The organism is Dyella sp. AD56 (assembly GCF_002878475.1).
Taxonomy (GTDB): Bacteria; Pseudomonadota; Gammaproteobacteria; order Xanthomonadales; family Rhodanobacteraceae; genus Dyella.
Genome location: NZ_NRDP01000011.1, coordinates 269,278 through 289,375 on the forward strand (window position 1 = coordinate 269,278; position 20,098 = coordinate 289,375).

Sequence of the window (20,098 nt, forward strand, 5' to 3'; positions counted from 1 at the left end):
GGCTACTCGCCCGTGTCGGGCCGGGCTTGCCCGAAGCGCACGCCCCGCGCCTCCGGCCCTACCCAGGCCAGGAAAGCCAGCAGCAGGGCCACGGCGGCGATCCAGGCAGACATGGCGAACGCCAGATTCCCGCCTCGCCAATTCGCGATCCAGTGCTGTGCGTTGGCCGTGACCGCCGCCAGCAGGTTGCCGGTCTGGTAGGCGAAGCCCGGTAGCGTCCCGCGCATGCCGTCAGGCGACAGCTCATTGAGGTGCGTTGGCACCACGCCCCACGCGCCCTGCACCATCACCTGGATCAGGAAGGCACCCAGGGCCAGCGCCGGCAGCGAAGCGCCATACATCCACAACGGAATCACCGGTATCGCGAGCAGCGCGGCAAGAATGATGGCCCGCCGACGCCCGATACGCTCAGACAGCGCGCCGAAGAACAGCCCGCCCACCAGTGCGCCGAGATTGAGCATGGCCACCAGCATGAAGGCCGCCCCCGAGCCGGTCGGCAAGTGCAGGCTTTCCTCTTCGAAGGTGTGGTACAGATCCTGCGAGCCGTGGCTGAACATGTTGAACGCCGCCATCAACACCATGAGGTAGATGGCAAGCTTCCAATGGCCCCGCATGGATTCGAGCAGCCCCTTCTTGTCCTGCGCCGCACGCTCCTGCTGCCACACCTCGGACTCGGGCACGGAGCGGCGGATGTACAGCACCAGCAACGCTGGCGCCGCACCGACCACGAACAGGCCACGCCAACCGATGTGATCCACCAACAGCCAGTTCACCAAGGCCGCCAGGAAAAAACCGACGGGATAGCCGCTTTGCAGCAGACCCGACACAACACCACGCGCCTTGGCGGGAATGGACTCCATCGCCAGCGATGCACCGATGCCCCATTCGCCACCCATGGCGACGCCGAATAGGAACCGGAGCACCAGCAACATGGTGAGCGAGGCGGAAAAAGCGGTGGCTAGCTCGAATATGGAAAACAGGATCACGTCGAGCATCAGGATCGGGCGTCGCCCAAAACGATCGGCCAGCCGTCCGAACAACAACGCACCCAGCGGTCGCGCCGCCAGCGTGAGGAACAGCCCGGTGATCACATGCCCCTGGTCGGAATGAAACTCCTTGGCCACCGCCACGATGACGAAAGTAAGCAGAAAGTAGTCGAAGGCATCTAGCGTCCAGCCGAGAAAGCTGGCCAGCACGGTATGACGCTGGGTGGTGGTGAGCTCCCGAAGGGGCGCAAGTGGCGACATGGGCTACTCCATCGTGAAGCGGGCGACGAAGGCGCCAAGCGAACCATCACCGCCGCCACAGCGCAAGGCCGACCATCGCAGGGTGTGGCACCCAACAGAAAAGACATGCTGGCCTTCACATCGCGCAACCACGGCGTGGGCTCACATGTCCTGCATGGACGCCGCCCTCTACCGCATCGCCAACTCATACGACCACTGGCTCCAGCGCCGCTACGTCAAGAGCAAGCTGGCAGCGGATCCCGCGTATGCAGCCACGGCGGCCCTGGTCATGGATCGGCCAATGCCGTTGCTCGACATCGGTTGCGGCATTGGGCTTCTCGGCCAGTACTTGCATACGCACGGAGCGGTCACGCGCTACCTGGGCGTGGACAGCGACCTACGCAAGATCGAGGCGGGCAACCGCGCCCTGCACCTCTCCGGGCTGGGCAACGCCCTGCATTTAGCCCACGCTGACGGCACGGCGCGGCAACCCATACGCGGCCACGTCGCCCTGCTCGACGTGTTGCACTACCTGCCGCAGGAAGGTCAACGCGCCTTGCTCGACAACGCTGTAGCCCACCTCGCCCCCGGCGGCCTACTGGTGATCCGCAACGTGCTTCGCGAACGCAGCTTGCGCTACGCCATGACGCGCATCTCCGAGTTCTTTCTGCGCACCAGTGGCTGGATGCGGGTCGGTGCACAGCACTATCCCAGCGAAGAGGAATTGCGCACCCCGTTGGAGGCAGCAGGGTTAGCGGTGAGCGTCCGTTCACTGCACGGAAAAACGCCCTTTGACTGCTACCTGCTAGTGGCGGAGCGGGCGCCACGCTGAACCGCCGATAGACGGGCCAAGCAGGCTGCCGGCATTTACGCTATACTTCGCGGTCACGACCCTCGCGTCGTCCCTCCCCCTTGAATAATGCAACACGGTTCTTGAACGCTCCGGGTTGCTCTGGAGCTTCCCATGTCGTTTGAATCGTTGGGCCTTGAGCCCGCGTTGTTGCGTGCGCTTGCCGAACAGGGCTACGCCAACCCCACTCCCATTCAGGCTGCCGCTATTCCGGTGGTACTGGAAGGCGGAGACCTGCTTGCCGCCGCCCAGACCGGCACCGGCAAGACGGCCGCCTTCTCGCTGCCGTTGCTGCACCGCCTGTCGAAAACCGCGCCCGCCGGCACACGCCGTCCGCGCGCCCTCATACTCACGCCGACGCGTGAACTCGCCGCCCAGGTGCATGACAACCTGCGTGACTACGGCAAGCACCTGCGCATCAGCAGCACCACCATCTTCGGTGGCGTGAGCATGGGCCCGCAGGTGCAGGCACTGCGTCGCGGTGTGGACATCATCATCGCCACGCCTGGCCGCCTTATCGACCACATGCAGCAGCGCTCCGTGGATCTCTCCGGCATCGACGTGCTGGTGCTGGACGAAGCCGACCGCATGCTCGACATGGGCTTCCTGCCGGCCCTCAAGCGCATTCTCGCGGCGGTGCCGAAGCATCGCCAGACGCTGTTGTTCTCGGCCACCTTCGCGCCGCCGATCAAAGCGCTCGCCATGCAGTTCATGCACCAGCCGCGCGAAGTATCGGTAACGCCCCCGAACACCGTGGCCAACACCGTCACGCACCATGTGCACCCGGTGGACGCAGCCAAGAAGCGCGACCTGCTGCTGCACGTGCTCTCGCAGGACAGCTGTCGCCAGACGCTGGTGTTCAGCCGCACCAAGCACGGCGCCGACAAGCTGGTAACGTTCCTGAGTGCCGCCGGCATGCGTGCCGCCGCCATCCATGGCAACAAGAGCCAGAACGCCCGCACGCGCGCCCTGAGCGACTTCAAGACCGGCCGCGTCACCGTGCTGGTGGCGACCGATATCGCGGCACGTGGCATCGACATCGATCAGCTGCCCATCGTGATCAACTTCGACCTGCCGATGGTCGCGGAAGACTACGTGCACCGCATTGGCCGCACCGGCCGTGCCGGTGCCGAGGGCAAGGCCGTGTCGCTGGTGAGCCACGATGAATCGGGCTTGCTGCGTGACATCCGCAAGCTGCTCAAGCAGGACATCGCCTTCAGCGACGTGCCAGGCTTCGAGCCGTCGCACCCGCTGCGTACCGACGCCGCCGCACCGCGTCCAGTGCAGGGCCAGCGCCAACCCCAGCAGCGCCAGGGGCGCCAGGGGCGCCCCCAGGGTTCGCATCGCCCGCATGGTCATCACGGTGGTCACAGCCAAGGCGGTGATCGTCCGGCCGAAGGCAATCGCAAGCGCCAGCGTCGCGGCCGTCCGGCTGCAAAGGCCTAACTGCCCTTTGTCGCGCTGGCGTCACTCGAGACGCCAGCGCGTTGTCCACGCTTCAGGTCCTGGTCACTCGTTTTCGCCACTGTAAGGCCCCGCGTTAATCCTGGGTCTACGTAACTGTGCGAATGTGTGCCGTGAGTTCATGCCGGCAAGCCGGCAACGTTTCGCTTTGACAAGTCGCGCGCCAAGCCGGAAGCGCTTGTCCAAGCATCGTCGTAGCCACGGAGAATCGAGATGCGCAGCGAAAAGTCCGTCCCCCTCATGATCGGCCTGGCCGTGCTCGCCGTGCTTGCGGTAATCGCTGCCATTGCGATTCCTGCCTCGCGCAATCACCGGATTTCCGAGCGCCTGGGTGAAGCGCTCAAGGCTGGCGAAGCGGCCAAGCTCGTCGTTATGGAAGCCACTACGGTGCGCGGCGGCCTCAACCGGCTCCAGCCTAGCGACCTCAGCTTCAACGCCACCTCGTCGCTCAATGCTTATACCGCGAAGATCGATATCTCCGAGAGCGGGCGCATCACCATCACAACGAAGGACACAGGGGCCGCACCCGACCCGGTCTTCCTGCTGACGCCGCTGGACAACTCCGCTGCCGGCGGCAGCGCGCCACTGACTTGGAGTTGCGACATCATTGCTGGCAACAGCCAGTGGATGCCAGCCGCCTGCACCCGTCCCACCGTGCAAGCAGCGGCTCCGGCCATACCGGCCCCCGCCACTTCCGCGCCCGCCACGGCACCGGCCACGAAGAGCTGAGCCCAACTCGCAACCATCTGGCTTTCGATCCGCTAGATGCCGTTACGGATGGCGTATGCGTGACGTGAGCACGTGGTCCTCCCACGCGCCAGCAATCTGCAAATAGCGCTTCGCGTAGCCTTCGCGCTCGAAGCCCAAGCGTTCCAGTAGTCGCCCGCTACGCTCGTTGCGCGGCATGTAGTTGGCCATCACCCGGTGCATGTCCAACTCGAGGAACGCCCACGGCAACGCCGCTTCGAGCACCTCCTGCATCACCCCCTGCCCTTGCCGACGCAACGCAATGCTGTAGCCGAGATGGCAGGCCTGGAATGCACCGCGCACGACGTTGGCGAAAGTGAAGGTTGCCAGGATTTCCTTCCCCGAAAGATCCAGCGCGTAGAACGGATACGCACGGTCCAGCCGCATCGCCTCGCGTGATTCGGCCAGGGTCTGCACGCAATGGTCCAGCGTGTAATACGCCTCGTCACGCAGGGGTTCCCATGGCGCGAGATGTTCGCGGTTCTGCTCGCGATAGCGCAGCAAGCGGGACGCATCGGCCACTTCCGCCAACCGAAGGACGGTCCGGGATGTGGTGATCGGGTGCAACGCGTTCACCGACGGACCAGCGCCTCGGCGTGGTGACGCAGGTGATCCTCGATGAACGTGGTGATGAAGTAGTAGCTATGGTCGTAACCGGGATGCCGACGCAACAACAGCGACTGGCCGCCCTCCGCACATGCCTGATCGAACAGCTCGGGTTTCAGTTGCGTGGTGAGGAAGCTGTCTGCTTCGCCCTGATCGATCAGGATGGTGCCGTCGAACGTATGCTTGCGTACCAGTTCGCAAGCATCGTAGTCGGCCCACGTCTTCGCATCATCGCCGAGATAACGCGGAAACGCCTTCTGCCCCCACGGTACCTGGCTCGGCGCAACGATGGGCGCAAAGGCCGACACCGATCGGTATTTGTCCCGATGGCGCAAAGCGATGGTCAGCGCGCCGTGACCGCCCATCGAATGCCCCATGATGCCGCTGCGCGCAATATCGACGGGAAAGTGCTGCGTCAACAGCGCGGGCAGTTCGTGCACCACGTAACTATGCATGCGGAACCGCGACGACCACGGCGACTGCGTAGCGTCGAGATAGAACCCCGCACCCTCCCCGAACTCCCAATCACCCGTCGCGCCATCGAAACCGGTCTGACGCGGGCTGGTATCAGGCATCACCAGGATCAGGCCAAGCTCCGCGGCAAGCCGCTGCGCCCCGGCCTTGATGGTGGCCGTCTCTTCCGTGCACGTGAGCCCTGCGAGGAAGTACAGCACCGGGCACGGCCCCTGCGCTGCTTGCGGCGGCTGGAACAATGCAAAACGCATCGTGCCACCACAGACCTCCGAATGATGGCGGTAGAACCCCTGCACGCCGCCATGGCAGCACTGCTCGGAGATCGTCTCAATCCCTGTCATGCCCAGTCCCTCTGAAGTACTAAACCCGACCATCATAGTGCGCTGCGCTCAACGCTCCTGGTCCGTGGGCCGCATCAACAGCTCGTTGATGTTGACGTGCGAAGGCCGCGACACGCAGAACGCGATGGCATCCGCCACGTCCACCGGCTGCAGCTGGCGCATGCTGTTTGCCCAGGCGTTGAGGTTGTCCTTGGTCTGGGCGTGGCCGATGTGATCGCGCAGCTCTGTCTCCACCACGCCCGGCTCGATCACCGTGACGCGGATGTTGTGCTGGTATACCTCGCGCCGCAGCGCCTCGGAAAACGCCACCACGCCAAACTTGGTCGCGGAATAGGCGGCGGCGTTGGGATTAGCGACGCGCCCGGCCGTCGACGAGATATTCACGATATGCCCCTCGCGGCGCTCACGCATACCCGGCAGCGCAGCCTGCGTGGACGCGATGAGGCTGAGCACATTGAGCTCCAGCATGTGGCGCCAGCGGCCGAGATCGGCCTGTTCCACCGGCTCCAGGTACATCACGCCAGCGTTGTTCACCAGGATATCCAGGCGACCGTAGTGCGCTTCGGTCTCGGCCACGATGCGCTTGGCCTCGTCCTCCAACGCCAGATCGGCCACCAGCACCGTGGGTTCAGCGCCCAGTGCCTGCAGTTTGGCGGCAAGGGCTTCGAGCCGGTCGCGTCGACGGGCTGCGATGGCGACCTTCGCGCCGTCCTGCGCCAAGGCCAGCGCCGTGGCCTCGCCAATACCCGAAGACGCGCCAGTGACCAGCGCGATACGACCATCAAGACGTCCAGACATGAATATTCCTTGGGGATTTGGCCGACAGGCCCTTAAAAAAACCCAGTGGGGGCGGGTGGGCCTGTTACAATGGCGTCATTCTCCCGCATGCCGTCGTGCATGCCATGTCGAGGTTCCCCATGTCCTCCCCGTCTTCCGATTCCCAGCCGGCAGCCGTCGGCTTTGCTGCGCTTGGCCTCCATCCGGAGCTGCTGCGCGCACTCACTGACGTCGGCTATGAATCGCCTTCGCCGATCCAGGCCGCCACCATTCCGCCTCTGCTGGAAGGTCGCGACGTGCTCGGCCAGGCGCAGACCGGCACCGGCAAAACTGCCGCGTTTGCGCTGCCGATCCTGTCGCGCATCGACCTTAAGCCCGGCAAGCCGCAGGCGCTGGTGCTGGCGCCCACGCGCGAACTCGCCATCCAGGTGGCTGAAGCATTCCAGCGCTACGCCACTCACATGCCAGGGCTGCAAGTGCTGCCGATCTACGGCGGCCAGAGCTATGGTCCGCAGCTGCACTCGCTCAAGCGCGGCGTGCAGATCGTGGTGGGCACGCCCGGTCGTGTCATCGACCATCTGGAGCGTGGCACGCTGGATCTCTCCGAGCTGAAATTCCTGGTGCTCGACGAAGCCGACGAAATGCTGCGCATGGGCTTCATTGACGACGTGGAGAAAGTGCTCCAGGCGACGCCGCCGGAGCGCCAGGTGGCGCTGTTCTCCGCCACCATGCCGTCGCAGATCCGCAAAATCGCTCAGCAGCATCTGAAAGATCCTCGCGAGGTGACGATCAAGTCGTCCACCACCACGGCCGCGAACATCCGCCAGCGCTATTGGTTCGTCAGCGGCATGCACAAGCTCGATGCCATGACGCGCATCCTCGAGGCCGAACCGTTCGACGCGATGATCATCTTCGCGCGCACCAAGTCGGCAACCGAGGAGCTCGCCGAGAAGCTGCAGGCGCGCGGCCTCGCCGCCGCTGCCATCAATGGTGACATCGCGCAGGCGCAGCGTGAGCGAGTGATCCAGCAGCTGAAGGACGGCAAGCTCGACATTCTGGTGGCCACCGATGTGGCAGCGCGTGGTCTCGACGTGGAACGCATCAGCCACGTGATGAACTACGACATCCCGTACGACACCGAAAGCTACGTGCACCGTATCGGCCGCACTGGCCGCGCAGGTCGCAGCGGCGAGGCTATTTTGTTCGTGACCCCGCGTGAGAAAGGCATGCTGCGCGCGATCGAACGCGCTACGCGTCAGCCCATCGAAGAGATGAAGCTGCCGACGGTGGAAGCCGTCAACGACGTACGCATCGCCAAGTTCAAGCAGCGCATCAGCGACACCATCGCGGTGGGCGAGCTGGGTCTGTTCCAGCAGTTGATCGAGCAGTACGAGCAGGAGCACAACATTCCCGCCGTCGAGATCGCCGCTGCACTAGCGCGCATTGCACAGGGCAACCAGCCGCTGCTGCTCACGCCGCCACCCAAGCGCGAATTTACGCCGCGCGAACCGGGTCGCGAGCGTGAACACAGCCGCGATCGTGGCGATCGTGAACATCGCGGTGAACGCGAGCAGCGTCCGCGCGACCGCGATCGCGATGCCGGTCCGCGTGATTTCACACCACGTCCGGTGCGCCCGCATCACACGGAAGAAGGCAAGAGCACCTACCGCATCGAAGTGGGCCACGAGCATGGCGTGAAGCCGGGCAACATCATCGGCGCCATCGCAAATGAAGCCGGCCTCGAAAGCCAGCACATCGGCCGCCTGAGCATCCGCGGCGAATACAGCCTGATCGACCTGCCCGCCGGTATGCCGGCGGAAGTGTTTCAGCACCTGCAGAAGGTGTGGGTGAGCCAGCAGCAGTTGCGCATCCGAGAGTGGGATGGCAACGACAGCGGCGCCAGCGAAGCTCCGCCGCATCGGCCGGGCGGTGGTAATCGTCCGGGTGGTTTCAAGAAGCCAGGCGGAAAGCCCAAGCCGCATGGGTATGGTGGCAACAAGGGTCCGCGACGCGGGAAGTAAGCTCGGTGTGCCCGGGTGATTCGCGTCCTCGGGCCGCTTGTTCCTGTATTGATCAAACGCCGCTGCATCAGCGGCGTTTTGTTTTCCTATTCCCGCCGGGGAGAGGGAGAAAGCACAACGGCGCGCCATCACCATCCCCATCGTTCCACTCCGACAACGCATCGTTCACCCCACAAGCGCTGCAATCCCCCGCGAAATCCCTAATCTATGGTGGTCCCCCGAGGTAACCACCATGACCACCCTCCCCAGCCTCTACATCTCCCACGGTTCACCCATGACCGCGATCCAGCCACGCCGCGTGGGCGAACGACTGGCGGAGCTGGCGAGCGCGTTGCCGCGACCCAGGGCCATCGTGATCGCCACGGCGCATTGGCTTGCGCGCCAACCGCACGTCGGCGGCGCAGCGCGTCCGGAGACCATCCACGACTTCTACGGCTTCCCAACGGCGCTGTTCGACATCCAGTACCCGGCCAAAGGCGATCCTGCGCTGGCCGCGCAGGTCACTGAACTGTTGGACAAGGCCGGGTTGCCGACGACGCTCGATCCGACTCAGGGGTTGGACCACGGTGCATGGGTGCCGTTGCGCCTGCTCTACCCGAATGCAGACATTCCGGTCGTACCGCTCTCGATCCAACCGCAACTTGGCCCTGCGCACCAGTACGCGGTCGGTCGCGCACTGGCGCCGCTGCGCGACGAGGGTGTGCTGGTCATCGGCTCGGGCAGTATCACGCACAATCTGCATGACCTCCGCGCGGGTTACAGCGAAGACCGCGAGGCACCGTACGTGCGTCCCTTCATCGAGTGGGTCGAACGCAAACTGTCGGAGGGAGACGTGCCTGCCTTGCTCGACTACCGCCGACAGGCACCATTCGCCGAGCGCGCGCATCCCACCGACGAGCACTTCCTGCCACTGTTCGTGGCGCTGGGCGCGGCGGGTGATCATTCACACGCCCAACGCATCGATGCCGGGATCGAACACGGGCTACTCGCCATGGACATCTATCGCTTCGACAGCGCCGTCACTGCACGATGATGGTGCCCACCATCATCGGGTGGATTGCGCAGTAGTAGGTGTAAGTGCCAGCGTGGTCGAACGTCACGGCATAGCTGTCGCTGGTATCGAGCGCAACTGACGATGCGAACTGGTGACCGGCGCTAACCACCACATGCGGCTCATCGTCGCGATTGGTCCACACCACGCGCGTACCCGCCGATACCGTCAGGGTCTTGGGCCAGAAAGCGAAGTTGCGGATCTCCACCGCGACAGGCTTCGTGGGTGCAGCCCCAGCGCTCGCTGACAAGGATATCGGTGCAGACAGCAGCAGCGCCGCCATCACCGCTAGGAGACGCGTCGCCTGCTTCATGCCATTACCTCCTCGGTCACGGCCAGCGCGTGGCTACCTTGTACGTGGCGTACGTCGCGGATACCGAGGTAACGATGCAGATCGCCGGGTGCGACGTCCTTCATCGGCCCCGGCGCGGACGCCGTGCCGGGAGCTGGTTGAGGATACGCGGTGGAACGTGCCGTATAGAACGTGATGCTGCCCTCCACCTTTTGCTGAATCTGGTGGATATGTCCGTTGAGCACGCTTACCGAGCCGAACCGGCGCAGGTAACTCACCGCTTCGTTGCTGTCGTCGGTGCCCCAGCCCCAATCGGGATACAAAGGCCACAGCGGCATGTGCGCAAACACCACCAGCGGCGTGTCGGGCGATAGCGCAGCAAGGTCTTTCTTCAGCCACGCCAGTTGATCAGCGCCAAGCGAACCGAGCCCGCCGGCCTTCAGATTGAGCACGTTGATGAGTCCGACGAAGTGCACGCCGCGATGGTCGAAGCTGTACCAGCCGCCCGACTGCTGGCGTTCGCCGAACCGATGAAAAAATTCGGCGCCGTTGTCACCAATGACGTCGTGCTCACCCGGCACATAGAACACCTTGCCCATGCGTGCGTCCTGCATGATCCCGGCCAAGGTGTCGAATTCTTCCGGGCGTGACAGATGCGTGAGGTCGCCCGTGTGCAGCACGAAATCCGGGCTTACTTTTTGCGCGTTGATCATCGCCAACGATTCGCGCAGCGTTCCCGCCACGTCCATGTTCGGTGCCTTATGGAAGCCGATATGCGAGTCGCTGATCTGCACGAAGCCGAAGCTGGCATCGGTCGCCGAGGCTACGCCCTTGGCCGTCAGGGGCTGCGCGCGAAGCACGCCGCCGTGCATCAGCCACAAGGTGCCGGCGCCCGCCCACGCCATGCATTTGAGGAACTGGCGGCGACCGTCTATTTCACGGTCTTCGATGTCGTTCATGGTCGGTTCTCCGGTATTGGCGACAGGCACCTCGCCCGCCGCCCTTACCCCGAATACCCGCCGACACGATGATCTATTCCCCGGTACAAGCGGAAAACAAGGCATTGGAATAAAGTGGCTCCAAGCGAGGTATTCCCCCCTATGCCGACTGAGCCCAACGCCCGTCCGAGAGGTGCCGATGCCGCACGAAGCGCACGCTTCGAGGCGCTGGTGGTGCCGTATCTCGACGCGGCCTATAACCTCGCGCACTGGCTCGCGCATAATCCTGCCGACGCGCAGGACGTAGTCCAGGAAGCCATGCTGCGCGCCCTGCGCTACTTCGACAGTTTCCACGGCGGCGACGTACGCGTTTGGCTGCTGGCCATCGTACGCAACACCTTCTACACGCTGCGTAGCCGGCATCCGCAGGATGCGCTGCATGACGAATTGGATGAGGATGCACACCCACTGGTCGACAATGCGCCCTCGCCGGAAGCACTGACCCTGCTGGCCGTGGACGTCGGTGCCCTGCAGGCAGCACTGGAGCGCCTGCCGGCGCCGCTGCGCGAGATCCTCGTTCTACGCGAGCTGGAAGAATGCTCGTACAAGGAAATCGCCACCATTACCGGACAGAAGATCGGCACGGTCATGTCCCGATTGGCCCGCGCGCGCGAACGCCTGCGGAACGAACTCACCTGCCGGCCCAAGGAGGTACGTCGCCATGATGTGCGATGACGCCGGGCTGCTCATGCATGCCTATCTCGACGACGAACTGGACGCAGCCAACAGCGCGGCCATGGCACGCCATCTCGGCGAATGCGTGGCCTGCAAGGCGCGCTACGAGACCTATACGATCATGCAGAAGGCCTTGTCGGAACCCTCGCTCTATCACCGCGCTCCCGATGCCTTGCGTGCCCGCTGGAGCACGCCACCGGCGAACGTCGCACCAACGCCATTGCTGGTACGCCGTCGCGGCCCCATCGCCTTTGCCGCGGCCGCCGGCTTTGCCGCTGCAATGCTTCTTTCGGCACCGGCGTGGCTGCATTGGGTGCCTTCGCATGGTGCGAACGATGTCGTCGCCCAGGTCATTTCCAGCCACGTCCGCTCGCTTCAGGGCGAGCATCTGATGGACGTGATTTCCACCGACCAGCACACCGTGAAACCGTGGTTCGAAGGCAAGCTGGATTTTTCACCCCGCGTGAAGGACCTCGCCAGCGAAGGCTTCCCACTGGTCGGCGGACGGCTAGATGCACTGGAAGGCCACAGCGTGGCGGCACTGGTGTACAAGCGCCGCTTGCACGTGATCAATCTGTTCCAGTGGCCCGCTGATGGCGGCTCATCCGCGCCGGCCGTCACGCAGGAGCACGGCTACACAGTGATCCGCTGGACAGGCGATGGCATGCGGTATGTCGCCATTTCGGACGTCAACGAAGGCGATCTCAAACAGTTCGTGCTGGCCTTCCAGAACGACGCCAACCCGGCAATGGCACGCTAACCGAGTCAGGCGGCCGTTGCCGCGATCGTCCAGTCGTCAGGCGTCAGTACCGGCAACCCATGCCCGAGTCGCGCCTTGTCGCACTGCGCGCTGGAGCGGCCGAACTCCCAGGACGGCTCCACCTCCCGACACACCGACGGGCGACGCTCGTAGATGCCGCAATGCGCAGCGTCACCCACCGTGCCCAACAGGGCGGTGCAACGCGGATGGGAGGCCTGCGTTCCGCGCATAACGAGACGATGGGGATCGAGCGTTTCCGTGAGTTCCGGTGGCACCACGCCGTCCAGCGACGCCTCTGCCTCCGACCAATGGAAGGCCACGCGGAAATAGGCGCAGCACGCGCCGCAGCTCAAGCAAGGATGGACCATGCGGAATGTCGGGGAGCGCACCCCCTGGCGCGCAGCAGCGGAATTCTAGAACGCCGAAGGCCCGCGTGCGCGGGCCTTCGATAGTGGGTAGCTGCATCCGCTGGCGTGCGTTCTTACGGTTCCCCGGCGAACGTGTTGCAGCTCGCCATATCACCGCTCGCAAAACCCGCCTTGAACCATTTCACGCGCTGCGCGGAGGTGCCGTGGGTGAACGAGTCGGGCACTACCCTGCCCTGCGCCTGCTGCTGGAGCGCGTCGTCACCGATCTTGCTGGCAGCATTGAGCGCCGACTCGATATCGCCCGGCTGTAGCCACTGCAAGCGTTGCTGGGTGTGGTTGGCCCATACGCCGGCGAAACAGTCGGCCTGCAATTCCTGGCGCACAGACAGCCCGTCCGCACCTTCCATCCGTGCTCCGCGACGGCGCGCCTGTTCCACCTGATCGAAGATGCCCAGCAGGTTCTGCACGTGATGGCCCACCTCGTGTGCAATCACGTAGGCCCGGGCAAAGTCACCCGACGCATGAAAGCGGTTCTGCAGCTCCTGGAAGAACGCCACGTCCAGGTACACCTTCTGGTCACCGGGGCAATAGAACGGCCCCACTGCCGTCGAGGCCGCCCCGCAGGCGGTATTCACGCCCCCACTGAACAAGTCCAGCTTGGGGTCCACGTACTGGCGCCCGTGCGCGGCAAAGATGTCGCCCCAGGTCTTCTCGGTCGAGCCGAGAATGGCGCTGACGAAATCCTTGGTTTGCGGGTCGACGTCGGCGGGCGGTCCGCTCGGCGCAGCCACTTGCTGGCCGCCGTTGCCTGCCTGTCCGAGCAGGGCCGTGGGGTCCTTGAAGAACACCAAGCCCAGGATGGCCAGAATCACGATGCCGCCCAGCCCCAGTCCGCGGCCTCCGCCGAAACGGGGACCACCGCCACCGCCGCTGTCGACCTCAACGTTCTGACTGCGTTCGCCCTTCTGCCAATCCATATGACGGCCCTCGCATGCCCTACGGTCATATGACGATAGCGCCTCACGCCCCCTCCCGCCATCGTCACACGATAGCTACAGTGCTCATTTTCGGAGAGATCCCCCAATGACCCAGCACCTACCCGCCATCGTCGTCCTGCTTACCGTCCTGCTGCAGTTCGGCACCATGTGGGCCACCGGCCACGCGCGTGGCAAATACGGCATCAAGGCGCCGGCCATCACCGGTCACGCTGGGTTCGAACGGGCCTGGCGTGTGCAGATGAACACGCTGGAATCCACCATGATGTTCCTTCCCGCGCTATGGCTGGCCGTGCAATATGGCTATGCGCTGTGGGGCGGTGTGGCAGGTCTGGTGTGGGTGTTCGGGCGGGCGTGGTACGCGGTGAGCTATCTGCAGGATGCCGCCAAGCGCGGCCCCGGTTTCATGGTGTCCATGGTCGGCTGGGCGGCCACGGTGGTACTAGGTGTGACGGGCTTGGTCCGCGCGCTGATAGCCGGCTAAGGCGATGCAGGTCGCGCGCCCTGCGCGCGACCTGCATCACTTATTCCACGGGATTCACTTTCAACCGATCGATGCGCGCGCCGTCCATCGCCACGACCTCGAAGCGCAGCCCCTCGCTAACGAACGTGTCGCCCACGCTGGGCAACCGCCCCAGTTGTTCCAGCACGTAACCGGCCAGTGTCGAAAAACTATCCTCGCCGCTCAGCTTGTAACCCAGCAAGTGTTCGACACGACGCAGGTCCAGGCTGGCGTCGATCAGCCAGCTGCCATCCGGCTCCTGCAGCGCGGAAGGATCGCCGCTGTCTTCATCGGGGAATTCGCCGGCGATCACTTCCAGCACGTCAGTCGGCGTGACCAGGCCGAGCACGCTGCCGTACTCGTCCACCACCAGCGCCACCTGCAGCGATTGGCGCCGGAATTCCTCGATCAGGCGCAACACGCTCAACGACTCCAATACGGTGAGCGGTTTGCGCACCACCTGCTCAACCTCGATGCGACCATGCTCCAGCAAGCTCGCCAGCAAATCACGCGACGAGGCCACGCCAACCAGTTGATCCAGATCGTCGCCCGCCACCGGTAGCCACGCGTGACTGGACGCGTTGAGCTCGGCGCGAAGCTGTTCGGTACTTTCGCGCGGATCGATCCAGTTGATCTCGGGGCGCGGCGTCATGATCGAACGCACCGGACGATGCGCGAGATCGAGCACGCCCTGCACCATCGCCAGCTCATCCTTACCGAACACGGCGACACTGCCCTCGCTGCTGGCCGTCGCCGCCTTGGGCGCCGCGTCCTCGTCGTCGCCGCCCGCGCCGCCCAGCAGATTCAGCACGGCAAGCGCCGTGCGGTCCCGCAACGTACGCGCACTACCCAACAGGCTGCGCTGGCGATTGCGGCGCATGGCCTGGTTGAAGGCCTCGATCAAGATCGAGAAGCCGATCGCCGCGTACAGGTAGCCCTTCGGAATGTGGAAACCAAAGCCTTCCGCGACCAGGCTGAAGCCGATCATTAACAGAAACGACAGGCACAGAATCACCACTGTCGGTCGCGCGTTGACGAAGTTGGTCAGCGGCTTGCTCGCGCTGATCATCAGCACCATCGCCACCACAACCGCAATCATCATCACCGAGAGATGGTCGACCATGCCGACCGCAGTGATCACGGAATCGAGCGAGAACACCGCGTCCAGCGCCACGATCTGCGCCACCACCAGCCAGAAGCGCGCAGGCGCACGCTTGGAAGCATCATCGTGGTCGCTCGCCTCCAGCCGCTCGTGCAGCTCAACGGTCGCCTTGAACAGCAGGAACGCGCCACCCAGCAGCAGGATGATGTCGCGCCACGAGAACGAAATGGAGCCCAGCTGGATGATCGGCGTGGTGAGCTTCACCATCCATGACATCGCGCCCAGCAGCGCGAGTCGCATGATCAACGCCAGCGAGAGGCCGAGCACGCGTGCCTTGTCGCGCTCCTTCGCGTGCAGCTTGTCGGCGAGGATGGCGATGAAGACGAGATTGTCGATGCCGAGCACGATCTCCAGCACCACCAGGGTGAGGAGACCCGCCCAAGCGGTCGGGTCGGACAGCCAGTCGAATGCAAACATAGGCTGGCGCCTGGGCGCCGAATTCCTCCTTGGATCGTCTATTTACTATACAGGGCGCGGCTGTGAACGCAGCGGCCACCCTGCGCGCACCCTGCCAAAGGACAGGATTGGCACGCACGTCGGCAGGGACTAGCGTGAACACGTCTGCCGGCGCCGCGCGGCCGGCCTGTGCACCCACCCTGCACGCGAGTGCCCTGGATTGTTTTCGATGGATGCGAACCGACTGACCGACCTGCCCGTTTCGCCACCGAACCAAAACGCCGGCATTCCCACGCCCTGGCAGGCCGTCGCGCTGATCGCTCTCTATTTCATGCTGCAGCTGGCCGTTGGCAGCCTGATGACACTGGTGGCTGGCTTGGTGGCTACCTTGCACGAAGGTGGCGGACTCAGCGCCATCATCCCGCTGGGGCGCCGCTGGCTGGGCCAGTCGGACATGACGGCGGCAGCCGTGATCGTCACGCTGCTGATCTCCGCGACAGTGATCATGCGCCTGGTGCGGCGCGCGTGGCCGCAGCGATGGACGGAGGGCACCCCACCGGGCCTAGGTTTCACCCCGTCTCCACATATCGCTTTCTACGTCGCCGCCCTCGCCGCGGGTGTGATGATGCCCATCGTCGGCGGCTTGTTGACCACATGGCTCGCGCAAGGCCACGAGGTAAGCCAGGACATCAAGCAACTGGGTGCCAACACGTCGCTCGCGCTGCGGTTGCCGCTTGCTCTGCTGGTGGTCAGCGTCGGGCCCGTGGTGGAGGAACTGTTGTTCCGGGGCGTCCTGCTTTCCGCTATCGCGCGCTATACCGGCAATGGCATGGCCATCGTGCTGTCGGCCCTGCTATTTGCCTGCGTGCATCTGCCCGATCTGTCCTTCCTCTGGTACGCACTGCCCAATCTGGCACTGCTCGGCCTGATCCTCGGCTGGCTGCGCGTGCAGTCCGAATCCATCTGGCCCGCCGTGATCGCCCACGGCATGAACAACTTGCTGGCCGTGGTGTCGTGGTTTGTGATGACCCAGCAATAGCCGAATCATCACGGGGCGCGATGCTCAGACGCGGATTAGCGAATGCGCACGCAACAGGCGCGCCGTCTCGAATACAGGCAGGCCCATCACGCCGGAATGGCTGCCATCGAGATGCTCGATCAGCTTCGCGCCGTGCCCTTGGATCGCATAAGCGCCGGCCTTGCCGAACGGCTCACCCGTAGCGATGTAGGCGGCGATGGTGGCCTTATCCAGCACCGGCATGGTCACACGCGACAGGCTGGTGTCTGACCACTCGCCCGAACGGGTGACCAGCCATACGGTGGAGATCACTTCGTGTACCCGACCCGACAGCCGCCCCAGCATGCCGGCGGCATCATCGGCATCATCCGGCTTGCCGAAAACCTGGTCGCCCAACACCACTTCGGTATCCGCCCCAAGCACGGCCACGTTGACATCTTCCAGCATCACAAGCCCTGCGCGTGCTTTCTCGCGTGCCACGCGGCTCACGTAATCCCGTGGCGATTCGCCAAGCGCACGCTGTTCGGGCACATCGACGTCGACGACGCGGAAATCCACGCCGATCTGTTCAAGCAACTGGTGACGACGCGGCGATTGCGAAGCGAGATAGAGCATGGGGGCCATTCCGTGGGCAGCGGGGCCCTTACGTTCGCATATCCCCGGTATCAAGGAAACGCTGGTGCCAGGACAAGGCCTCCTGCAGTAGGTGCGGCGTGTGCTTGCCGCGGCTGTTGTGCAATGCCCTGTCGAAATAATCCTGCAACATGGGGCGATAGCTCGGGTGAGCACAACGCTCAATCACCACATTGGCACGCTGACGCGGCGACAGGCCGCGTAGGTCGGCAAGGCCCTGCTCGGTAACAACCACCGCTACGTCGTGCTCGGTGTGGTCCACGTGGCTCACCATCGGCACGATGCAGGACACGGCACCGTTCTTCGCCGTGCTGGGTGTGAGGAAGCACGAGAGGAACCCGTTACGCGCGAAATCGCCCGAACCACCGATACCGTTGATGATGCTGGTGCCAGCCACATGCGTGGAGTTGATATTGCCGTAAATATCCGCCTCCACCATGCCGTTCATCGCGATGCAGCCGAGTCGGCGCACCAGCTCCGGATGATTGGATATCTCCTGCGTGCGCAGAATGATCCGCCTGCGGAAGAAATCGATCTTGTCGAGGAAACGCTCGATGCCCGCCGGGCTCAGCGAGAACGACGTAGCGGATGCTACCGACAGCACATCGTGCTCCAGCAGATCGAGCATGCCGTCCTGGATCACTTCGGTGAACGCGCTCAGGCCGCTGAAGCCACCTTCGCGCAGCCCCGCCAGCACAGCGTTTGCGATATTGCCCACGCCGGACTGCAGCGGCAGCAGTTGCGGTCCCAGACGGCCCTTGGCGATCTCGTGGCGGAAGAAGTCGATGAGATTGCCGGCGATCTGCCGCGAGGTATCGTCCAACGGCGCAAAGGCGCTGTTGCGGTCGGGCGCGTTGGTTTCCACCACCGCAATAACCTTGTCGGGATCGAGCCGAAGGTACGGCTCACCGATGCGATCGTCCGGCTTGAGCAACGGAATCGGCTTGCGGTGTGGCGGCAAGGCCGTGCCGTAGTAGATGTCATGCATACCGTCCATTTCGAGCGGCTGCCAGTGGTTCACCTCGACGATCACCTTGTCGGCCAGGTCCAGCCACGTCTTGTTGTTGCCCACCGAAGACGATGCCAGCAAGCTGCCATCGGGCATGATCGCCGTCGCCTCGATCACGGCAAGATCGATCTTGCCGAAAAAACCGAACCACGCGTACTGCGCGACATGGCTGAGGTGGATGTCCAGATAGTTCATCTCGCCGCGGTTGATGCGGGCGCGCAACTCCGGGTCGGACTGGTAAGGCAGGCGAAGATCGATGCCATCCGCACGCGCCAACGCGCCGTCCAGTTCGGGTGCCGTGGATGCCCCCGTGAGCACGCGCACACGGAACGGATCGCCGCGTTCGTGCGTGGCGACCATGCGCGCCGCCAACGCCTGCGGCACGGCCTTGGGATAGCCCGCACCGGTAAAACCACTCATACCGATCGTCATGCCGTGATCGACGAGTTCTGCTGCCCGGGTGGCCGTCATGACCTTAGCGGCCAGGCCAGCATGGCCGATACGCTTGTCCACGAGGATGTCTCCTGCACTCCAATCGACGAATGGTAGCGCGCGGAAACGTCAAACTCTTGGCAAGGTAGACGATGGTCGGGTACGTCAAAACCGTAGGGTGTACTCGCGGAATTCCTCATCGCGCGTCCAGCCCAACGATTCGTAGAGCCGCTGCGCGGGCCCATTCGTATGCGCGGTGGAAAGCGCCATGCCAGCGGCACCGACCGCTCGCGCGAAGTCTGCCGCCTCGTGCATCAATGCCGCAGCCACCCCATGCCGGCGCGCTTGCGGTGCGACAAACAGGTCGTTGAGCAGATAAAGCCGTGCAAGGCGCACCGACGTAAACAAGGGATACAACTGGACGAAGCCCACGCCCTCCCCTTCACCATCGATCGCCAGCATCACCACCGAGTCATGGTGCTGGAATCGTTCGCGCAGAAAACGCGTCGAGGCATCGAGATCGGTCGGCTGTCGATAGAAAACCCGGTACGCATCGAACAGTGGCGCGACAAGATCCAGGTCGTGAATGGTGGCCTGACGTACCGTGATCGACATGCGCGTCCCCGCATCGGTGATGTTGCAGCCAGTATGAGTATCTGGCGCTACTCCGCCTATGACCACTTCCGGGAGAAAACGCCGCGCGCTGGCACGTGCAACATCAGCGATTTTGTGATGGCAGCGCAGCGTGTCGCTGGCGCGCCTCAGGCGCGATGGTACGGGTGACCCGAGAGCAACGTCGTGGCGCGATAGATCTGCTCAGCCAATACCAATCGCACCAGCATGTGCGGCAACGTCAGCGGCCCGAGCGACCATGACTGGTCCGCCCGCGCAAGCACCTCCGGTGCGTGTCCGTCAGGGCCACCGATGAGGAAGGCGATATCGCGCCCGGACATGCGCCATTTGGACAGCTGCGCAGCGAGGTCTTCACTCGACCATGTCTTGCCGCGACCATCGAGCGCCACCACGTGGATATCCCGCGGCAGCGCGGCAAGTATCGCGGCACCTTCGTCCTGGATCGCGCGCACGTCATCGCGCCCTTTGCCGCGCAGGCCGGGCTTCAGTTCGATCAGTTCCAGTGGCAGCTCATGCGAGAGTCGCTTGCGGTACTCCGCGAAGCCCTCCGCCACCCAGGCCGGCATGCGTTCACCGACGGCAATCAGGCGAGCACGCACGCGTCACCACCCAAATTCGAGGAAACAGCGGGGGCGCCGCGCGCCGAAGCAGCGCGCGGCCCGTACCGC

Annotated in this window: 22 protein-coding genes; 9 read left to right on the forward strand and 13 right to left on the reverse strand. The window is 64.1% G+C overall.

The genetic code is table 11. The annotated features are described in order from the left end of the window. Positions 1-2: 2 nt before the first annotated feature. Positions 3-1,247: an MFS transporter gene (locus tag DyAD56_RS09500; RefSeq protein ID WP_102302508.1), complete on the reverse strand. Its 1,245-nt coding sequence runs from the start codon at positions 1,245-1,247 to the stop codon at positions 3-5. Positions 1,248-1,392: 145 nt separating this feature from the next. Here DyAD56_RS09500 and DyAD56_RS09505 point away from each other — a divergent pair, with 145 nt between their 5' ends. From DyAD56_RS09505 to DyAD56_RS09515, 3 genes are all read left to right on the forward strand, one after another. Beyond that, complete coding sequence (locus DyAD56_RS09505) at positions 1,393-2,058, forward strand: class I SAM-dependent methyltransferase (protein ID WP_233202356.1); 666 nt, start codon at positions 1,393-1,395, stop codon at positions 2,056-2,058. 132 nt (positions 2,059-2,190) lie between these two features. Continuing rightward, positions 2,191-3,522, forward strand: coding sequence for a DEAD/DEAH box helicase (locus DyAD56_RS09510; protein WP_102302509.1), 1,332 nt, complete (start codon positions 2,191-2,193; stop codon positions 3,520-3,522). A gap of 231 nt (positions 3,523-3,753) precedes the next feature. Further along, positions 3,754-4,269: a pilin gene (locus tag DyAD56_RS09515; protein ID WP_102302510.1), complete on the forward strand. Its 516-nt coding sequence runs from the start codon at positions 3,754-3,756 to the stop codon at positions 4,267-4,269. 42 nt (positions 4,270-4,311) lie between these two features. Here the strand turns inward: DyAD56_RS09515 and rimJ are convergent, their stop codons facing one another. Genes rimJ through DyAD56_RS09530 form a run of 3 tightly spaced genes read right to left on the reverse strand, consistent with a single transcriptional unit; the run spans position 4,312 to position 6,506 of the window. After that, positions 4,312-4,863 (reverse strand): ribosomal protein S5-alanine N-acetyltransferase, encoded by a 552-nt coding sequence (gene rimJ, locus DyAD56_RS09520; RefSeq protein ID WP_102302511.1) that lies wholly within the window; start codon positions 4,861-4,863, stop codon positions 4,312-4,314. After that, entirely contained in the window at positions 4,860-5,708 is an 849-nt protein-coding gene (gene fghA, locus DyAD56_RS09525; protein ID WP_199178927.1) for an S-formylglutathione hydrolase, read from the reverse strand. Before fghA ends, rimJ begins: the two co-directional genes overlap by 4 nt. A 48-nt stretch (positions 5,709-5,756) precedes the next feature. Next, positions 5,757-6,506: an SDR family NAD(P)-dependent oxidoreductase gene (locus DyAD56_RS09530; protein ID WP_102302512.1), complete on the reverse strand. Its 750-nt coding sequence runs from the start codon at positions 6,504-6,506 to the stop codon at positions 5,757-5,759. A 119-nt stretch (positions 6,507-6,625) separates the two neighbouring features. On the opposite strand from DyAD56_RS09530, the gene DyAD56_RS09535 reads away from it, so the two are divergent. Further along, positions 6,626-8,506, forward strand: a complete 1,881-nt coding sequence (locus DyAD56_RS09535) for a DEAD/DEAH box helicase (RefSeq protein WP_102302513.1) — start codon at positions 6,626-6,628, stop codon at positions 8,504-8,506. A gap of 232 nt (positions 8,507-8,738) precedes the next feature. Continuing rightward, positions 8,739-9,539 (forward strand): class III extradiol ring-cleavage dioxygenase, encoded by an 801-nt coding sequence (locus DyAD56_RS09540; protein ID WP_102302514.1) that lies wholly within the window; start codon positions 8,739-8,741, stop codon positions 9,537-9,539. Here DyAD56_RS09540 and DyAD56_RS09545 read toward each other — a convergent pair. Together DyAD56_RS09545 and DyAD56_RS09550 are read right to left on the reverse strand one after the other, a co-directional pair. After that, positions 9,526-9,870 carry a cupredoxin domain-containing protein gene (locus DyAD56_RS09545; protein WP_102302515.1) on the reverse strand — a complete coding sequence of 115 codons (345 nt, stop codon included), beginning with the start codon at positions 9,868-9,870 and terminating at the stop codon, positions 9,526-9,528. The two genes, DyAD56_RS09540 and DyAD56_RS09545, sit on opposite strands and share 14 nt — an antisense overlap. Continuing rightward, positions 9,867-10,808 carry a metallophosphoesterase gene (locus DyAD56_RS09550; protein ID WP_102302516.1) on the reverse strand — a complete coding sequence of 314 codons (942 nt, stop codon included), beginning with the start codon at positions 10,806-10,808 and terminating at the stop codon, positions 9,867-9,869. Before DyAD56_RS09550 ends, DyAD56_RS09545 begins: the two co-directional genes overlap by 4 nt. Before the next feature lie 141 nt (positions 10,809-10,949). Here DyAD56_RS09550 and DyAD56_RS09555 point away from each other — a divergent pair, with 141 nt between their 5' ends. Together DyAD56_RS09555 and DyAD56_RS09560 are read left to right on the forward strand one after the other, a co-directional pair. After that, positions 10,950-11,522: a sigma-70 family RNA polymerase sigma factor gene (locus DyAD56_RS09555; RefSeq protein ID WP_102302517.1), complete on the forward strand. Its 573-nt coding sequence runs from the start codon at positions 10,950-10,952 to the stop codon at positions 11,520-11,522. Next, positions 11,509-12,282, forward strand: a complete 774-nt coding sequence (locus DyAD56_RS09560; RefSeq protein WP_102302518.1) for an anti-sigma factor — start codon at positions 11,509-11,511, stop codon at positions 12,280-12,282. The genes DyAD56_RS09555 and DyAD56_RS09560 overlap by 14 nt, the downstream gene beginning before the upstream one ends. Positions 12,283-12,287: 5 nt before the next feature. On the opposite strand, the gene DyAD56_RS09565 is transcribed toward DyAD56_RS09560, so the two are convergent. Both DyAD56_RS09565 and DyAD56_RS09570 read right to left on the reverse strand, forming a co-directional pair. Beyond that, the gene (locus tag DyAD56_RS09565) at positions 12,288-12,650 is read right to left on the reverse strand and encodes a YkgJ family cysteine cluster protein (RefSeq protein ID WP_102302519.1); all 363 of its coding nucleotides are present in this window, start codon (positions 12,648-12,650) and stop codon (positions 12,288-12,290) included. Positions 12,651-12,763: 113 nt separating this feature from the next. Then, the gene (locus DyAD56_RS09570) at positions 12,764-13,627 is read right to left on the reverse strand and encodes a neutral zinc metallopeptidase (RefSeq protein ID WP_102302520.1); all 864 of its coding nucleotides are present in this window, start codon (positions 13,625-13,627) and stop codon (positions 12,764-12,766) included. 106 nt (positions 13,628-13,733) lie between these two features. On the opposite strand from DyAD56_RS09570, the gene DyAD56_RS09575 reads away from it, so the two are divergent. Then, the gene (locus DyAD56_RS09575; protein WP_102302521.1) at positions 13,734-14,129 is read left to right on the forward strand and encodes an MAPEG family protein; all 396 of its coding nucleotides are present in this window, start codon (positions 13,734-13,736) and stop codon (positions 14,127-14,129) included. 40 nt (positions 14,130-14,169) lie between these two features. Here DyAD56_RS09575 and DyAD56_RS09580 read toward each other — a convergent pair whose 3' ends face one another. Continuing rightward, complete coding sequence (locus DyAD56_RS09580) at positions 14,170-15,726, reverse strand: TerC family protein (RefSeq protein WP_102302522.1); 1,557 nt, start codon at positions 15,724-15,726, stop codon at positions 14,170-14,172. A 208-nt stretch (positions 15,727-15,934) separates the two neighbouring features. On the opposite strand from DyAD56_RS09580, the gene DyAD56_RS09585 reads away from it, so the two are divergent. Beyond that, entirely contained in the window at positions 15,935-16,744 is an 810-nt protein-coding gene (locus DyAD56_RS09585) for a type II CAAX endopeptidase family protein (protein WP_102302523.1), read from the forward strand. Positions 16,745-16,768: 24 nt separating this feature from the next. Here the strand turns inward: DyAD56_RS09585 and DyAD56_RS09590 are convergent, their stop codons facing one another. From DyAD56_RS09590 to rlmH, 4 genes are all read right to left on the reverse strand, one after another. Then, positions 16,769-17,338, reverse strand: a complete 570-nt coding sequence (locus DyAD56_RS09590; RefSeq protein WP_102302524.1) for a Maf family protein — start codon at positions 17,336-17,338, stop codon at positions 16,769-16,771. A 28-nt stretch (positions 17,339-17,366) separates the two neighbouring features. After that, the gene (locus DyAD56_RS09595; RefSeq protein WP_199178933.1) at positions 17,367-18,884 is read right to left on the reverse strand and encodes an acetyl-CoA hydrolase/transferase family protein; all 1,518 of its coding nucleotides are present in this window, start codon (positions 18,882-18,884) and stop codon (positions 17,367-17,369) included. Between the two features lie 78 nt (positions 18,885-18,962). Continuing rightward, entirely contained in the window at positions 18,963-19,412 is a 450-nt protein-coding gene (locus DyAD56_RS09600) for a GNAT family N-acetyltransferase (RefSeq protein ID WP_102302525.1), read from the reverse strand. Between the two features lie 146 nt (positions 19,413-19,558). Beyond that, on the reverse strand, positions 19,559-20,029 hold the full coding sequence (rlmH, locus tag DyAD56_RS09605) for a 23S rRNA (pseudouridine(1915)-N(3))-methyltransferase RlmH (RefSeq protein WP_102302526.1): 471 nt from the start codon (positions 20,027-20,029) through the stop codon (positions 19,559-19,561). Between the last annotated feature and the right edge of the window lie 69 nt (positions 20,030-20,098).

Excerpts from the sequence above, each read along its gene's own strand:
- DyAD56_RS09500 (WP_102302508.1), bottom strand. The coding sequence starts at position 1,247 with ATGTCGCCACTTGCGCCCCTTCGGGAGCTCACCACCACCCAGCGTCAT.
- DyAD56_RS09505 (WP_233202356.1), top strand. The coding sequence starts at position 1,393 with ATGTCCTGCATGGACGCCGCCCTCTACCGCATCGCCAACTCATACGAC.
- DyAD56_RS09510 (WP_102302509.1), top strand. The coding sequence starts at position 2,191 with ATGTCGTTTGAATCGTTGGGCCTTGAGCCCGCGTTGTTGCGTGCGCTT.
- DyAD56_RS09515 (WP_102302510.1), top strand. The coding sequence starts at position 3,754 with ATGCGCAGCGAAAAGTCCGTCCCCCTCATGATCGGCCTGGCCGTGCTC.
- fghA (WP_199178927.1), bottom strand. The coding sequence starts at position 5,708 with ATGACAGGGATTGAGACGATCTCCGAGCAGTGCTGCCATGGCGGCGTG.
- DyAD56_RS09530 (WP_102302512.1), bottom strand. The coding sequence starts at position 6,506 with ATGTCTGGACGTCTTGATGGTCGTATCGCGCTGGTCACTGGCGCGTCT.
- DyAD56_RS09535 (WP_102302513.1), top strand. The coding sequence starts at position 6,626 with ATGTCCTCCCCGTCTTCCGATTCCCAGCCGGCAGCCGTCGGCTTTGCT.
- DyAD56_RS09540 (WP_102302514.1), top strand. The coding sequence starts at position 8,739 with ATGACCACCCTCCCCAGCCTCTACATCTCCCACGGTTCACCCATGACC.
- DyAD56_RS09545 (WP_102302515.1), bottom strand. The coding sequence starts at position 9,870 with ATGAAGCAGGCGACGCGTCTCCTAGCGGTGATGGCGGCGCTGCTGCTG.
- DyAD56_RS09550 (WP_102302516.1), bottom strand. The coding sequence starts at position 10,808 with ATGAACGACATCGAAGACCGTGAAATAGACGGTCGCCGCCAGTTCCTC.
- DyAD56_RS09555 (WP_102302517.1), top strand. The coding sequence starts at position 10,950 with ATGCCGACTGAGCCCAACGCCCGTCCGAGAGGTGCCGATGCCGCACGA.
- DyAD56_RS09560 (WP_102302518.1), top strand. The coding sequence starts at position 11,509 with ATGATGTGCGATGACGCCGGGCTGCTCATGCATGCCTATCTCGACGAC.
- DyAD56_RS09565 (WP_102302519.1), bottom strand. The coding sequence starts at position 12,650 with ATGGTCCATCCTTGCTTGAGCTGCGGCGCGTGCTGCGCCTATTTCCGC.
- DyAD56_RS09570 (WP_102302520.1), bottom strand. The coding sequence starts at position 13,627 with ATGGATTGGCAGAAGGGCGAACGCAGTCAGAACGTTGAGGTCGACAGC.
- DyAD56_RS09575 (WP_102302521.1), top strand. The coding sequence starts at position 13,734 with ATGACCCAGCACCTACCCGCCATCGTCGTCCTGCTTACCGTCCTGCTG.
- DyAD56_RS09580 (WP_102302522.1), bottom strand. The coding sequence starts at position 15,726 with ATGTTTGCATTCGACTGGCTGTCCGACCCGACCGCTTGGGCGGGTCTC.
- DyAD56_RS09585 (WP_102302523.1), top strand. The coding sequence starts at position 15,935 with ATGGATGCGAACCGACTGACCGACCTGCCCGTTTCGCCACCGAACCAA.
- DyAD56_RS09590 (WP_102302524.1), bottom strand. The coding sequence starts at position 17,338 with ATGCTCTATCTCGCTTCGCAATCGCCGCGTCGTCACCAGTTGCTTGAA.
- DyAD56_RS09600 (WP_102302525.1), bottom strand. The coding sequence starts at position 19,412 with ATGTCGATCACGGTACGTCAGGCCACCATTCACGACCTGGATCTTGTC.